Annotated in this window: 12 protein-coding genes, 3 tRNA genes and 1 pseudogene; 12 read left to right on the top strand and 4 right to left on the bottom strand. The window is 65.3% G+C overall.

Going from position 1 to position 14,728, the window contains the following annotated elements; translation table 11 throughout:
* Nucleotides 1-18: 18 nt before the first annotated feature.
* The 5 genes and pseudogenes from dusB to QF047_RS13705 all read left to right on the top strand — a co-directional run bounded on the left by dusB (nucleotide 19) and on the right by QF047_RS13705 (nucleotide 4,820).
* On the top strand, nucleotides 19-1,197 hold the full coding sequence (gene dusB / locus QF047_RS13725; RefSeq protein ID WP_307277977.1) for a tRNA dihydrouridine synthase DusB: 1,179 nt from the start codon (nucleotides 19-21) through the stop codon (nucleotides 1,195-1,197).
* Nucleotides 1,190-2,479, top strand: coding sequence for a deoxyguanosinetriphosphate triphosphohydrolase (locus QF047_RS13720; RefSeq protein WP_306638835.1), 1,290 nt, complete (start codon nucleotides 1,190-1,192; stop codon nucleotides 2,477-2,479). Before dusB ends, QF047_RS13720 begins: the two co-directional genes overlap by 8 nt.
* Nucleotides 2,480-2,552: 73 nt before the next feature.
* Nucleotides 2,553-4,470: pseudogene (dnaG, locus tag QF047_RS13715) on the top strand (DNA primase).
* Nucleotides 4,471-4,547: 77 nt separating this feature from the next.
* Nucleotides 4,548-4,620 (top strand) — tRNA-Asn (locus QF047_RS13710).
* A gap of 124 nt (nucleotides 4,621-4,744) precedes the next feature.
* Nucleotides 4,745-4,820, top strand: a tRNA-Asn gene (locus QF047_RS13705).
* 48 nt (nucleotides 4,821-4,868) lie between these two features.
* On the opposite strand, the gene QF047_RS13700 is transcribed toward QF047_RS13705, so the two are convergent.
* From QF047_RS13700 to QF047_RS13690, 3 genes are all read right to left on the bottom strand, one after another.
* Entirely contained in the window at nucleotides 4,869-5,276 is a 408-nt protein-coding gene (locus QF047_RS13700; RefSeq protein ID WP_306638839.1) for a hypothetical protein, read from the bottom strand.
* A 74-nt stretch (nucleotides 5,277-5,350) separates the two neighbouring features.
* Complete coding sequence (locus QF047_RS13695) at nucleotides 5,351-5,545, bottom strand: hypothetical protein (protein WP_307277975.1); 195 nt, start codon at nucleotides 5,543-5,545, stop codon at nucleotides 5,351-5,353.
* Between the two features lie 54 nt (nucleotides 5,546-5,599).
* Nucleotides 5,600-6,826 carry a multidrug effflux MFS transporter gene (locus QF047_RS13690; protein ID WP_307277971.1) on the bottom strand — a complete coding sequence of 409 codons (1,227 nt, stop codon included), beginning with the start codon at nucleotides 6,824-6,826 and terminating at the stop codon, nucleotides 5,600-5,602.
* Between the two features lie 176 nt (nucleotides 6,827-7,002).
* On the opposite strand from QF047_RS13690, the gene QF047_RS13685 reads away from it, so the two are divergent.
* From QF047_RS13685 to QF047_RS13660, 6 genes are all read left to right on the top strand, one after another.
* Complete coding sequence (locus QF047_RS13685; RefSeq protein WP_307277965.1) at nucleotides 7,003-7,857, top strand: phage holin family protein; 855 nt, start codon at nucleotides 7,003-7,005, stop codon at nucleotides 7,855-7,857.
* Between the two features lie 95 nt (nucleotides 7,858-7,952).
* Nucleotides 7,953-8,573 (top strand): CDP-alcohol phosphatidyltransferase family protein, encoded by a 621-nt coding sequence (locus tag QF047_RS13680; RefSeq protein WP_307277959.1) that lies wholly within the window; start codon nucleotides 7,953-7,955, stop codon nucleotides 8,571-8,573.
* Nucleotides 8,573-9,481, top strand: coding sequence for a DMT family transporter (locus QF047_RS13675; protein WP_306638845.1), 909 nt, complete (start codon nucleotides 8,573-8,575; stop codon nucleotides 9,479-9,481). Before QF047_RS13680 ends, QF047_RS13675 begins: the two co-directional genes overlap by 1 nt.
* Nucleotides 9,482-9,609: 128 nt before the next feature.
* The gene (locus tag QF047_RS13670; protein WP_306638846.1) at nucleotides 9,610-10,806 is read left to right on the top strand and encodes a glycosyltransferase; all 1,197 of its coding nucleotides are present in this window, start codon (nucleotides 9,610-9,612) and stop codon (nucleotides 10,804-10,806) included.
* A gap of 74 nt (nucleotides 10,807-10,880) precedes the next feature.
* A tRNA-Ile gene (locus QF047_RS13665) sits at nucleotides 10,881-10,954 on the top strand.
* Nucleotides 10,955-11,533: 579 nt separating this feature from the next.
* On the top strand, nucleotides 11,534-12,721 hold the full coding sequence (locus tag QF047_RS13660) for an acyl-CoA dehydrogenase family protein (protein ID WP_307277952.1): 1,188 nt from the start codon (nucleotides 11,534-11,536) through the stop codon (nucleotides 12,719-12,721).
* A gap of 36 nt (nucleotides 12,722-12,757) precedes the next feature.
* On the opposite strand, the gene QF047_RS13655 is transcribed toward QF047_RS13660, so the two are convergent.
* Nucleotides 12,758-13,339 carry a M23 family metallopeptidase gene (locus QF047_RS13655; RefSeq protein ID WP_307277950.1) on the bottom strand — a complete coding sequence of 194 codons (582 nt, stop codon included), beginning with the start codon at nucleotides 13,337-13,339 and terminating at the stop codon, nucleotides 12,758-12,760.
* A 440-nt stretch (nucleotides 13,340-13,779) separates the two neighbouring features.
* Between QF047_RS13655 and rpsB the strand changes: the two genes are divergently transcribed.
* Nucleotides 13,780-14,688, top strand: coding sequence for a 30S ribosomal protein S2 (gene rpsB, locus QF047_RS13650; RefSeq protein ID WP_307277947.1), 909 nt, complete (start codon nucleotides 13,780-13,782; stop codon nucleotides 14,686-14,688).
* The last annotated feature ends 40 nt before the right edge of the window (nucleotides 14,689-14,728 follow it).

The following is a 14,728-nucleotide window of genomic DNA, read 5'->3' as shown; positions in this document are numbered from 1 at the left end:
CTTTGCGACAATGGACAGGTGACTGTTACAGCAACGCCTCCCGCCCCCAAGCTGGAACTCCCGCCCCTGAAGCTGGGCCCCATCACCGTGGACACGCCGGTGATCCTGGCGCCCATGGCGGGCATTACCAATTCGGCTTTTCGTCGTTTGTGCCGTGAATACGGCGGCGGCATGTATGTGGCCGAGATGGTCACCTCCCGCGCCCTCGTGGAGCGGACCCCGGAATCCCTGCGGATCATTTCCCACGACGAGGACGAGAAGGTCCGTTCCGTGCAGCTTTACGGCGTGGACCCGGTGACGGTGGGCGCCGCAGTGCGCATGCTCGTGGAGGAAAACCGGGCAGACCACATCGACCTGAACTTCGGCTGCCCGGTGCCCAAGGTAACCCGCCGCGGCGGCGGCTCCGCCCTGCCCTGGAAGATCGACCTCTTCACCTCCATCGTGCAGACCGCCGTCAAGGAAGCGTCCAAGGGCAACATCCCGCTGACCATCAAGATGCGCAAGGGCATCGACGAGGACCACCTGACCTACCTCGACGCCGGCCGCATCGCCCGCGATTCCGGCGTCGCCGCAGTCGCCCTGCACGGCAGGACCGCCGCACAGTTCTACTCGGGACAGGCCGACTGGTCCGCGATCGCCCGCCTCCGCGAGGCGCTGCCGGACATCCCGGTCCTGGGCAACGGCGACATCTGGTCCGCCGAGGATGCCGTGCGCATGGTGCGGGAAACCGGCGTTGACGGGGTTGTGGTGGGCCGCGGCTGCCAGGGCAGGCCCTGGCTGTTCGGCGACCTCCAGGCTGCCTTCGAAGGCAGCGACGCAAGGCACAAGCCGAACCTGCGCCAGGTGGCCGAGGGTGTGTACCGGCATGCGGAACTGATGGTGGAAACTTTCGGTGACGAAGGCAAGGCGCTGCGCGAGATCCGCAAGCACATCGCCTGGTACTTCAAGGGCTACGTGGTGGGCGGTGAACTGCGCACGCGGCTCGCCCTGGTAACCAGCCTCCAGATGTTGCGCGACACACTGGCCGAACTGGACCTCGAATCCCCGTACCCGGGCGTCGATGCTGAGGGTCCGCGGGGCCGCGCCGGCTCTCCCAAGAAGCCGGCCCTGCCCAAGGACTGGCTGGATTCCCGCGCCCTGAACGCGGACCAGTCCCGGGACATTTCCGCTGCAGAGCTGGACGTTTCCGGTGGCTGAGACCCGGACTGCCGCTCCGGTACTGCCGGGCTATGACAGCGACGATTCCGCCCGATGGGTGGAGGAGCCCACCAAGAACGTCTACCGTTCGGACTTTGAGCGTGACCGGGCCAGGGTGCTCCATTCCTCGGCGCTCCGCAGGCTCGGTGCCAAGACCCAGGTGGTGGCTCCGGACACTGACGACTTCGTCCGGACCCGCCTCACCCACAGCCTCGAGGTGGCCCAGGTGGGCCGTGAACTGGGCCGTGCCCTGGGCTGCGACCCCGACGTCGTAGATACCGCCTGTCTCAGCCACGACCTCGGCCATCCGCCGTTCGGGCACAACGGGGAGTCGGCGCTGAACGAGGTGGCGCACGCCATCGGCGGCTTCGAGGGCAATGCCCAGACCCTGCGCCTCCTGACCCGGCTCGAGCCCAAGGTGCTGACGGCGGACGGCCAGCCGGCCGGACTGAACCTCACCCGGGCCAGCCTCGATGCGGCCGCCAAGTATCCCTGGTCCGCCCTGGAAGCCCCCGTGATCCACGGCCAGCGGACCAGCAAGTTCGGTGCCTACGAGGACGATCTCCCCATCTTCAACTGGATCCGGGAAGGCGCCCCGGAGCGCCGGTCCTGCCTGGAGGCCCAGGTGATGGACCTCGCCGACGACATCTCCTATTCAGTGCATGACGTGGAGGACGCCATCGTGGCCGGGCATTTCCAGCTCCGCTGGATGGACAACCCGGACCACCGTGCCCGTGTAGTGGGGTATGCCAAGCAGTGGTACCTGCCGCACAACGATCCCGCCGCCATCGACGCCGCCCTGGCCCGCCTCGAGGCCACCGACGTCTGGGTTCGGGAAGCGGACGGCAGCCGCAAATCCATGGCCGCCCTGAAGAACATGACCAGCCAGCTGATCGGCCGGTTCTGCCAGAGCGCCCTCGAGACCACCCGCGCCGTGTACGGCCCGGAGAACCTCACCCGGTACAGCGCCCAGCTCATGGTCCCGGACGAGACCGTCATGGAGATCGCCGTCATGAAGGGCCTGGCCACCACCTTCGTAATGACCACCGAGCACCGCCAACCCATCTATGAGCGCCAGCGCGAAGTGCTGCATGCGCTGGTCACGGCCCTGAGCGCCACCGGGGACCGCCACCTCGAGCCGATGTTCGCCGCTGACTGGCGTGACGCGCCCGACGACGGTGCGCGCCTTCGCGTGGTCATCGACCAGGTGGCGTCACTCACCGACGGCTCGGCGCTGGCAATGTACGAACGGCTGGTGGGGAGCCTCCCATCGCTGTGGTGAGGAACGCCATAGGGCGCCGGCCGCCGTCGTACCCCGGGCCTGGAAGGTCACTGCCCGGGGCTAGGATTGCTCTGTGCCTGGGCTGATCAAACGTGAAGATATCGACGAAGTACGCCAGCGCACGGACATCAAGGAAGTGGTTGACGGCTACGTGACGCTCAAGGGCGCCGGCCTGGGGACCTTCAAGGGGCTGTGCCCCTTCCACGACGAGCGCTCGCCGTCCTTCACCGTCCGCCCGCAGGTAGGCCGCTACCATTGCTTCGGCTGCGGCGAGGATGGCGACGCCATCGCCTTTGTGCAGAAACAGGACCACAGTTCCTTCCAGGAAGCCGTGGAGAAGCTGGCCGCCAGGATCGGCTATGAGCTCCGGTATGAGGACGGCGGCACCGGCCCCAACCGCGAGGAAGTGGGGCGCCGGCAGCGGCTGCTGGACGCCCACAAGATCGCCGACGAGTTCTTCCAGTCGCAGCTGCTGACACCCGGCGCCGCGGAGGCGAGGACGTTCCTGGCACGGGCGCGGGTTCGACCGGGCAGCGGCGGAGCAGTTCGGCGTGGGCTACGCCCCGCAGGGCTGGGATGCACTGCTGAAGCACCTACGGAACCGCGGTTTCACTGACGCCGAGCTGAAGCTGACGGGCATGTTCTCTGAAGGCAACCGGGGCATTTACGACCGTTTCCGCGGCCGCCTGATCTGGCCCATCCGGGACATCGCGGGGGACACCATCGGCTTCGGCGCCAGGAAGCTCTACGAGGATGACCAGGGCCCCAAGTACCTCAACACCCCCGAGACCACGCTGTACAAAAAATCCCAGGTGCTCTACGGGATCGACCTCGCCAAGCGCAGCATCGCCAAGGACCGGCAACTGGTGGTGGTGGAGGGTTATACCGACGTCATGGCCTGCCACCTGGCGGGAATCCCGACGGCGGTGGCCACCTGCGGAACGGCGTTCGGCACCGAGCACATCAAGATCGCCCGCAGGCTGCTGTCCGACGACGGCACCGGGGGAGAGGTTATCTTCACCTTCGACGGCGATGCCGCAGGCCAGAAGGCGGCGCTGCGCGCCTTTGAGGAGGACCAGCGGTTTACCGCCCAGACCTATGTGGCCGTGGAGCCGACAGGAGCGGATCCCTGCGACCTGCGTCAAAGCAAGGGCGACGAGGCGGTGCACGCCCTGGTGCAGTCCCGGCGGCCGCTGTTCGAGTTCGCCATCCGCACCACGCTGAAGCAGTTCAACCTGGACACCGTGGAAGGCCGCGTACAGGGCCTAAAAGCGTCTGTGCCCGTGGTGGCCGCCATCCGTGACGCGTCCACCCGGACCGGCTACTGCCAGGCGCTGACAGGGTGGCTGGGCATGCCGGACCCCAACGAGGTGCTGCGAATGGTAACGGCCGCGGTGAAGCGCGGCGACCAGGGCGGGCCGGCCGCGTCCGGTCCAGGGACTCCCTCCCGCGCCGCCCAACCGGGCGGACCCGGCGTAGCTGCCGGACCGTCGTCGGGCGCCGTACCCTCCTTCCACCGGCCGGACCCGCGGGACCCGGTGGCGTCCATGGAGCGGCAGGCGCTGGAAGTGGCCCTGCAGGAGCCTGCACTGCTGGCTGGCGGCATGTGGGACCGCTTCGCCGCTGCCCGTTTTGCCACCCCGGCCTTCCAGGCTGTCCACGATGCGATGCGTGCCACCGGCCCGGCCCTCACCGCCGACCCCGTGCGCTGGGTGGAGCACGTGATGCACGAAGTTCCGGAACCGCTGCGGCCCCTGGTCTCCGAACTGGCCGTGGTGCCGCTCCCTGCCAGCACGGAGGAAGCGGTGCAGAAGTACTGCCGGGACATCCTGGCGAGGCTGTTCGAGCTGCAGATCACCCGGGTCAAGGCCGACAAGATGGGCCAGCTGCAGCGGCTGGACCCTGCGGCGGACCCGGAGACCTATCAGCGGCTCAACCGGGAGCTGATGATGCTCGAAATGGAACGCCGCGCCCTGCGGGCGGAGGCGTAGCAGGCTCCCGCACACTGCGGCGGCGGCCCCGATTTCGTTTCCAGCCGGGGTGTTTGCTAGGCTAATACCCGCTTCATTCCTCCTTAGCTCAATTGGCAGAGCATTCGACTGTTAATCGAAGGGTTGCTGGTTCAAGTCCAGCAGGAGGAGCGCACAATCCCCGTTCCGGGCCACCGGAACGGGGATTTTTTATGCCCCGGAGCAGTCATCCAGCCCGCAAACCCGCCGATTTCACTTTGGTGCGGATCCTTTGCTAATGTCATACCTGCTTCATTCCTCCTTAGCTCAATTGGCAGAGCATTCGACTGTTAATCGAAGGGTTGCTGGTTCAAGTCCAGCAGGAGGAGCCACACAAAAAATCCCCGTTCCTGCCTTGGGCAGGAACGGGGATTTTTCTGTCACACAAAGTCCATTTCCACCTGCAGGAAACGCTCTGCCTCCGCGATGGCGGCCAGGAAGGCCTCTTTTTCGGTGGGTGACTTCCGCGGCTGGCGCGGGTTCCATTCATGGGGTGCCGAATGGACGCGGACGAATCCTGTTTCCGGCGGCGCGTAGAAGATGCCGAACCGCTGCACGGGCCACTCGGGGGAGGCCTCAGGGGCCACGAGGAGCGCTGCCTTGAAGGCGGGGTTGTACCACTGGGCAATCGGCCGGCGGCGGTCCTCAGTGAACAGCCCTGCCGCATAAAGGGCCGCTGACTGTTCGCCGCTCTGGGCACACAACCGCTCCCACCACAGTGGCAGGATCCCGGTATCGCACCGTTGCCACGCGGCCGGGAGCTGTGGTTGATCCTGCCAGCTGGGCATGAACAACATTTTATCGCGGGAGGGGCATCCAGCGGCAGACGGCGCGGCATCCGGCACCCTGACCTGAAAAAGGTTCAGTGTCGGTTCCAGGGGCCAGGGTTGACCCGGTACAGCAACGCGGAGCCGGCCAGCATGCCCAGCACAATCCCCATGGCGGGATTGCCCAGTGCCCGCCCCGCGAAATAGCCCACGACGGCGCCCAGCACCGCCCCGAGGAAGAGTCCCCGGGGGTTTCGGTGCGGCTTGCGCCTGGCAGGGTCCTTCGGCATCAGCGGGAGGCCAATGGATCGACAGTCACTGGAGCGGCCGTCAGTGGATCCACGTCAGTGGATGGACGGGACAGTCCGGGGCCGGACCACAAGCCACAGGGCCGCGATGGCCAGCAGGATGCAGGCGGCTTGGACGGCACCCATGGGAGCTGCGCTGGTGATGCCCAGCCACCCGACCACGGGGGAGATGATCCCCGCCATCATGAAGGTCGAGAACCCGAGCAGGGAGGCCGCCGTGCCGGCCTGGGCTGAATGGCCGGCCAGGGCTAGGACCTGGACGCACGGGAACATAAAGCCCGTACCCATGATGTAGAACCACAACGGAACCAGGACGCCCCAGAGGCCGAACCCCAGCTGGTCGAACACCACGATCAGCAGTGCCATCATGAACGTCCAGGCCGTGGCGCCGGCAAGGATCCACTGCGGCGGCACCCGCCGGATGAGCCGGGAACTGGTCTGGATTCCCGCGACGATGCCGAGGGAGTTGATGCCGAAGAGCAGGCCGTACTCCTGCGCGGAAAAGCCGAAGACGTCCTGGAACAGGAACGGCGAGGCTGAAAGGTAGGTGAACAGGCCGCCGAAGTTCAGGCCGGCCACCATCAGCAGGCCAACAAAGATCCGGTCGCTGAAAAGGACCCCGTAGCGCTGCCGGGCGGTCATGCCGCCGTTCTGCGAACGCTTTTCCGGCGGCAGCGTCTCGCGTACCAGGAACAGGGCAGCGACGATGACCACGGTTCCGTAGCAGGCAAGAAACACGAAGATCCCCGGCCACGGCATCACCAGGAGCAGCTGTGAACCGATGACGGGGGCCAGGATGGGTGCCAGTCCATTGACCAGGGACATCCGGGAAAACATCTTGACCATGGCATACCCCGAAAACAAGTCCCGCACCATTGCCATGGCCACCACACCGCCGCCTGCAGCGCCCACACCCATCAGCACGCGGAAGATTCCGAGGGTGGTGATGTCCGTGGACAGCGCGGCGCCCACCGATGCTGCAATGTGCACCCCCGTAGCCAGGATCAGCGGCATCCGCCGGCCCACTTTGTCGCTGAACGGCCCCACCACCAGCTGGCCGAGGGCAAACCCCACCGTGGTCCCGGCCAGGGTCAGCTGGACCTGGGCTTCGGTGACGCCCAGGCTGGCCTCCAGGGCCGGGAAGGCAGGAAGGTAAAGGTCGATCGTGAATGGACCCAGGGCAGTCAGGGCGCCGAGAAGGAGAATGTACAGAAGTTTGCGGCGGCGGCTCAACAGATCGCCCGGATTGCTGGGAATGGTCACGGAGATCAATCCTAGGCCCGGGCCAGCGGTTTTTGCAGCGTTGTAGTCCACGCCGTCCGGCAAGCCCCGAAGTTGGCCCTGAACCTGAATGATAGTTTTGGGGGCGGGGACGGTGCAGCTGCACTTTCCCGCAGCACATGGAAGCCGAATCCACCATGAACAGTAAGGCGGGACCGATGAGCGGACGTCACAGCGGGCGGACCAGCCAGGGAGTGCGCATCGCTGCACTGCCCGGGACGCTTAAACTTCTTTTCCGGCTGGCACCCCGCCAGCTGAACGACGAGATCGCCTTCGCAAAGATCGAGCTTAAGCGCAAAGGTGTCCAGGTCGGAGTTGCCGCTGCCTTCCTCGCTGTCGCCCTGATCTTCGTCCTCTTCCTGGTGGTGGGGCTGATCGTGGCCGCCATCATGGGCCTCGCCACCATCATGCCCGCATGGCTGGCCGCCCTGATCGTCTCCGCGGCGTTCCTGCTCATTGCACTGATTGGCGGCCTGATCGGCGTCAACAGGTTCAAGAAGGCCATGCCGCTGCTGCCGGAGGAGACCATCCGCGGCATCAAGCACGACATCGGCGTTGCCAAGGAGGGGTCGGCCTTCAACCCTGCGGTTCTGGATCCCCAGAGCCCTGAGGCAAAAGCTGCCAAGGCCGCCAAGGCGGAGGCAGCTGCCAAGGCTAAGGCTGAAAAGGAAGCCAAGGCCGAGGAGCACAACAAGGAATTCCCGCAGGCCTCCGAGCCGGAACTTGCCCGCCGCCTCAGCCAGCGCCGCCACCACATCACCGAGGTCCGCGACGACCTCGGTGATGAGCTCGACGTCAAGACCCAGGCCCGGTTCCTGCTGGGTGCCGCGCAGGGCAAGCTGCGCGAGGGGCAGCTTATTGCCGGCCGGAGCAAAGACCTCGCTGCACGCCGGCTGGCCGCTCTGTCTGAATCCACCGGCGGGCTGGGCAACCGGTGGAAACCGCTGGCCGCTCTCGCAGCCGCCGGCACCGTCTTCGTAGTGCTGGTCCGCAAGCTCCTTCGGACGTACTAGTACATAACGGGGCTGCCTCCGGCGGCCGGAGGCAGTACACAGGCACAAAATCGATAATCCACGCCGGAGCGCAGCAGGAAGGGAAAGGGGACGGGATGAAATTCATCGGTGCCGGCTCCCGTCCCGGCCGCCCCCACGTGGACCACGACCGCGTCTTCACCATCCCCAACCTGCTCACCGTGGTGCGGTTTATGGGCGTACCGCTGTTCATTTGGCTTGTCCTGGGGCAGAAACAGTACGCCGCAGGCGTGGTGGTTCTCGCGGTCATGGCCGGCACTGACTGGATTGACGGGTACGTGGCCCGCCGCTTCGACCAGGCCTCCAAGCTCGGCCGCGTCCTGGATCCCATCGCCGACCGCCTGGCGCTGATCGCCGTCGCCGTCACACTGGTGATTGCCGGCGTCGTGCACTGGCTGTACCTTGCCGCGCTGGTCATCCCGGACGCCATCCTGCTGGCCCTGACACTGTCCTTCTTCGGCGGCCACCCGGATCTTCCGGTCAGTGTTGTGGGCAAGGTCCGCACCGGCCTGCTGCTTCTCGGGACTCCGCTGCTGGTCCTCTCGCGGCTGGACACGGGGTTGTCCGATGAACTCTTTGTCGCGGCATGGATCGTGCTGGGCCTTGGACTGCTCGGCCATTGGATCGCCGCCTACAACTACTTCTGGGCCATCCTGCGCAAGGGCAGAAGGCTTCATGACGACGGCGGGACCACCTGATGGTCTGGCTCGCCGTTGTGCTTGCGGTGCTGGGTGCTTGCTGCCTGGCCTTCGGAGCGCAGCGCCAGGGGAGTGCGGTCAAGGCCGACACCGGCGGCCTGGCGCTGAGTTCGAACGGGTTCCTCCGCCTGCTGAGGAACCCCCGCTGGGTGTTCGGCCTCCTGCTGCTGTGCGCCGGGATGGCGATGAACGCGGTGGCCCTCGTCTCAGCCCCGCTCACCGTTGTCCAGCCCATCGGGGCCATCGCGCTGGTCATCACCACCATCGTCAACGCGAGGGACCAGGACCTCACCATCAACCGGGCCACCGTCGTGGCCATCGCAGCGTGCGTCACGGGCTCCGCCCTTTTTGTGCTCCTGGCGGTTAACGTGACCCAGGAGAACCATCACGTAGGCCTCGATGCCGAGCTCACCATCGTGCTGCTGCTGGCCCTCGCCGTCGGACTCTTCGGCACCCTTGCCGTGATGTTCAAGCACCGGCTGAACGCATTCGTCTACATCCTCGGCGCCGGCGTCCTTTTTGGTTTCGTAGCCGTGCTGACCCGGATCATCGGCAAGCACCTGCTGGACCCCAACGGCCTGTTCCTGCTGAACGTGCAGTGGTACTCGGTGCTGGCCATCATCGCCGCGGGCGGCCTCGGATCGTGGTTTGTCCAAAGCGCCTACTCCACCGGTCCGCCGGACCTGGTGATCGCAGGGCTTACGGTGATTGATCCCATCGTGGGCATCGCCATCGGCATCACCATCCTCGGAGAACTCCGGCCGGATGTGCAAGCCGTGATGGCCATTGCCATGGGAACCGCCGCATCCCTTGCTATCGTGGGGGTAATCGCCCTTTCCAGGCACCATCCCGAGGTCACCAAGCGCAAGAAGGACGCGCGACGGGCCGCGGGCAAGCCGTCCCTGTAATCCGTTCCAGCCACACCCTTCGAGCCAGTCCCTTCCAGCCAGCAAATACACGAGGCCCCGGCGCCAGCCGCGGCCGGCCGTGCTGTCAGTACCCGCTGTCCGCACCGTGACCATCAGGAGCCCTCCACGTGACCACGCCAGCAGACCAGCAACCCCTGACCGTCCTGATAGCGGCGGACACCTACCCGCCGCATATCAACGGTGCAGCCCAGTTCGGCTACCGCCTGGCGAAGGGAATGACCGGCCGCGGCCACAACGTGCACGTGCTGGCCTGCCGTGCCGACAACGGGAAGAGCTTCACAGAGTTCCGGTCAGAAGCAACCGTCCACCGGCTCCGCTCCCACGGCGTCCCCACGCATGAGTACTTCCGGATCTGCCTCCCCTGGGAAATCAAGAAGGAAATCAGCCTCCTCTTCGACCGCGTCCAGCCCGACGTGGTGCACATCCAGAGCCACTACATGATCGGCGAGCACGTTCTCTACGAGGCTGTCCGGCGAGGCATCCGCGTTGTTGCCACCAACCACTTCATGCCGGAAAACCTCAACCCGTTCCTTCCGTTTCCCCAGTGGTTCAAGAACATCATCGGGCGCATCTCCTGGAAGGACATGGGCAAGGTCATGGGCCAGGCGGATGTGGTCACCACCCCCACCCCGCTGGCGGCCAAAGCCATGCACCAGCACGCCTTCCTTCGCAAAGTCCTTCCGCTGTCCAACGGCATCGACTCCGCGGCCTACGAGCTGGAGCCCGGAGAGCAGATCGAGCCGCATGCGCACCCCACCGTGTTGTTCGTGGGCCGCCTGGCGGAGGAAAAGCACGTGGACGTGCTGATCGAGGCCGTGAGCAAGACGCCCCCCGAGCTGAAGGTGCACCTGGAAATCGTAGGTGGCGGCGAGGTCCGGTCCGGCCTCGAAAACCTCGTGCAGCGGCTCGGACTGGGGGACCGGGTGAAGTTCCTGGGCCTCGCCAGCGACGAGGAACTGCGGAAGGCCTACATCCGGGCTGACCTCTTCTGCATGCCCGGCACCGCCGAACTCCAGTCGCTGGTTACCCTCGAGGCGATGTCAGCGTCCACCCCGGTTGTACTCGCAGACGCCATGGCCTTGCCGCACCTGGTGCGCGACGGCGACAACGGATACCTGTTCACCCCCGGCGACAGCGATGACCTGGCCAAAAAGATCACCCTGATCCTGGAGCTGCCCGCCGACCAGCGGGCGGTTATGGGCCAGGCCAGCCGGCAGATGGTGGAACCGCACAGCATCCAAGGCACCCTGCAGACCTTCGAGGACCTGTACCGGGGCGCAGGCTTCGAAGACAAAGTGGTCTGAATGCTTTCCCGGGTTTGCTAGAGTAATTTTGCCCTGCAGGCATCTCCCGTTTTGAGGAGGCCGGCCAGGGCTTGGGGGCTATAGCTCAGCTGGTTAGAGCGCGGGACTCATAATCCTAAGGTCCTCGGTTCAAGTCCGAGTAGCCCTACAACAACGCGGAAACCGCGGCCGGCGTCCATTGCCGGCCGCGGTTTTTTCGGTTGCAGAGACGATTTGGGGAACGCTCCATCACGTCCTGCACCGGATTGGGGAACGCTCCATCACGTCCTGCAACGATTTGGGGAGCGCTCCATCACGTCCCGCGACGATTTGGGGAACGCTCCATCACGTCCCGCGACGATTTGGGGAACGCTCCATCACGTCCCGCGACGATTTGGGGAACGCTCCATCACGTCCTGCATGGGGGATCGGTCCGTTACGTCCTGCACCGGATTGGGGGTCGCATCATCATTCTTCGGAATCTCCCGGAGGTACTCTCCGGCGCGGCCTGCTGCGGCAGTTCCGCCGTCGAACCGCGCAGGAACTGATAGGGCGTTGTCCTAAAAGCTGCAGGAGGTGATGGGGCGTCGCAGGGAGAGCTGCAGGAGGTGATGGGGCGTCCGGAGCGCCGGGGCAGTCCTTCAACCTTCCCTTTCATACAATCCCGAGATGCGGTATGTTACTGAGCAGTAACTTACCGTGCTCATTCCGCGAGCCCCGGTCACCGCTGATCACTTGCGAGGTATTCATGTCCACTTCCGCTGCCGGCCTCAACTTGCCCTACCCTGACGGCGACTTCTATGCCTTCGAGCAGATGCTCAGTGCCAAGGAGCAGGACCGGCTGGCGGAGATCCGGGACTTCCTGGCCCGTGAGGTGCGGCCCATCGCGGTGGATTGCTGGAACCGGGGTGAATTCCCCATGGATCTGATTCCTAAGCTTGCGGACATCGACCTCGTCAGTCCGGTCCGGCGGCAGGGCCACTCAAACCTCTTCGCCGGCCTGATGCACGCCGAGGTGACCCGCGCCGACGCGTCCATCTCCACCTTTATGGGTGTGCACGACGGACTCTTCACCGGTTCCATCGAGGCGCTCGCCTCCCAGGAACAAAAGGACGCCTGGCTCCCTGACATCTACGCGCTGAAAAAAATCGGGGCATTCGGCCTGACGGAACCCCTCGGCGGATCGGACGTTGCCGGCGGGACGCGCACCACCGCCCGGCGCGAGGGTGACTCATGGATCCTCAACGGCGCCAAGCGCTGGATTGGCAACGCCACTTTCTCCGACTGGGTGGTCATCTATGCTCGCGATGTCGAAGACAATAAGGTCAAGGGCTTCCTGGTGGACACCACGCTGGAGGGCTTCAGTGCGGCGAAGATCGAGAACAAGATCGCCCTCCGGACAGTCCAGAACGCCGACATCACCCTGGACAACGTGGTGGTACCTGACTTCTTCAAACTCGCCCACGCCAACAGCTTCCGCGACGTCAACAAAGTCCTTAAAGTCACCCGCCTCGGCGTCGCCTGGCAGGCCGTGGGCCAGCAGCTTGCCGCCTTCGACGTCGCACGCCGCTATGCCGTGGAGCGCCGGCAGTTCGGCCGGCCACTGGCCTCATTCCAACTGGTCCAGAGCCAGCTGGTGCAGATGCTGGGCAACTCCGTCAGCTCAATGGGCATGATGGTGCGGCTGTCGCAACTGGAGGACGCCGGTGAGGCCAAGGACGAGCAGTCCGCTCTGGCCAAGGCCTTCACCACAGCCAGGATGCGTGAAAGCGTGGCCATCGGGCGGAACCTTCTGGGCGGCAACGGCATCGTGACCGACTTCGAGATGGCAAAGATCTTCGCCGACGCCGAAGCCATCTACTCCTACGAAGGCACCCACGAGATCAACACATTGGTAACCGGGCGGGCGATCACCGGGATCTCCGCCATCGTCTGAGCGGTATCGCCGGCATTCGGCTGATATATCGATGGCTCAGCCCAGTGGCAGCAGGATGGATGGCCGCAGGTCCATCACAAACTGCAGGGGATTGACGTAGTCGTCACCGCGCCGGACACCCCAGTGGACGCAGGACGCGGCAGCGCAGTGGCCGGCAAGGAGCGTCCCGATCGGCTGCCCGGCAGCCACCACACTTCCTGCGGCCAACGTACTCTCCACCGGTTCAAAGCTGCTGCGCAGCCCATTGCCATGGTCGATGGTGATCACCGGCCGGTCCACCACCACGCCCACAAAGCTGACGGTGCCCGTCGCCGGCGAGGTGACCTGTACGCCGTCGGATGCTGCTTCCAGGTCCACGCCGCGGTGGCCGCTGAGCCAGGGCTTGGGCGGTGGATCAAAAGCCCGCAGCACGGCCGGTCGCGGGGTGAGCGGCCACCGCCACGAGGGCGCCGCCACCGCTGAAGTCCCAGGCGTAACAGTGCCAGGCGTAACAGTGCCAGGCACTGCAGTGGAAGAGGCCGCAATGAAAGCTCCGGGCCCGGGCGTCAGTACCTCCCCGCTAGGGGCCAGGGATGCGGGCAGCAGGAGCAGGGCCGCAAGCAGTGCCGGTGGTTTCATGTGCCCAGTCTGCGCCGGTTGAAAAGCTGCCGGCAGGGGCAGCTTCCCCTATGTGGATAAGGCGCGGTGCCGCCGTCGTGCATGTCCCGCACATGTCCTCCGCCTGCGGGTGCCTGTAGTACACTTGATGGAGCAGTTTGCTGCGCCCTCAACGCTTTCCGTCCAGCGGCTACCCAAAGGTTTTTCCCAACGGTATATGCCCCTGTCCGGCCTGCGTCGGCACATCTCATTCAGGAGTGTGGGGGAGCAGTGGCTGACTACGCGTGTCCAGCTCTCCACGAGGATCGGGCTTCTTGCGGTCAGGACCACGGTCCTGATGAGAAGCGCGATGGACGCCAGGAGCACGGCCCGCCCGGGCCACGCTAATCAACCGTCAACTATTGGCAGGGTAAGAAGCCCCAGGGGTTTCTCATGAATGACCTGCCGGAAGGAGCGTCGGCATGCCCGTCGTAACTATGCGCCAGCTGCTTGACAGCGGCGTCCACTTTGGACACCAGACCCGTCGTTGGAACCCGAAGATGAAGCGCTTCATCTTCACGGAGCGCAACGGCATCTACATCATCGACCTTCAGCAGTCGCTGTCCTACATCGACCGCGCCTACGAGTTCGTGAAGGCCACCGTTGCACACGGCGGCACCGTACTCTTCGTCGGTACCAAGAAGCAGGCCCAGGAAGCAATTGCCGAGCAGGCAACCCGCGTGGGCCAGCCGTACGTGAACCAGCGTTGGCTCGGCGGTATGCTGACCAACTTCCAGACCGTCGCCAAGCGCATCCAGCGCATGAAGGAACTCGAAGAGATCGACTTCGACGACGTCGCCGGCTCCGCTTACACCAAGAAGGAGCTCCTGCTCCTTAGGCGTGAACTCACCAAGCTCGAGTCCAACCTCGGCGGTATCCGCAACCTGACCAAGGCACCGTCCGTGCTCTGGATCGTGGACACCAAGAAGGAACACCTCGCCGTTGATGAAGCCAAGAAGCTGAACATCCCGGTTGTGGCCATCCTGGACACCAACTGCGATCCGGACGAGGTCGACTTCCCGATCCCGGGCAACGATGACGCCATCCGCTCCGTGAACCTCCTGACCCGCGTTGTTGCCGACGCCGTTGCTGAGGGCCTCATCGCCCGCAACAACCGCGGCACGGGCGCCACTGAGGCTCCGGAAGAGCCGCTGGCCGAGTGGGAGCGCGAGCTCCTTGAAGGCAGCAAGGCTGAAGAAGCCGCCGCTGCCCCGGCCGCTGAAGAAGCTGCTCCGGCTGCCGAAGAAGCTGCTCCGGCTGCCGAAGAAGCTGCTCCGGCCGCCGAGGAAGCCCCGGCTGCTGCCGAGGCTCCCGCCGAAGACGCCAAGTAGCACAAGTAAATCCGGATTCTCCGCGCTGCCCGCAGCCGGA

Origin of the sequence: Arthrobacter sp. W4I7, from assembly GCF_030816215.1 — a bacterium.
In the GTDB taxonomy this organism is placed as follows: domain Bacteria; phylum Actinomycetota; class Actinomycetes; order Actinomycetales; family Micrococcaceae; genus Arthrobacter; species Arthrobacter siccitolerans_A.
This window is presented reverse-complemented; position numbering and strand designations above follow the sequence as displayed.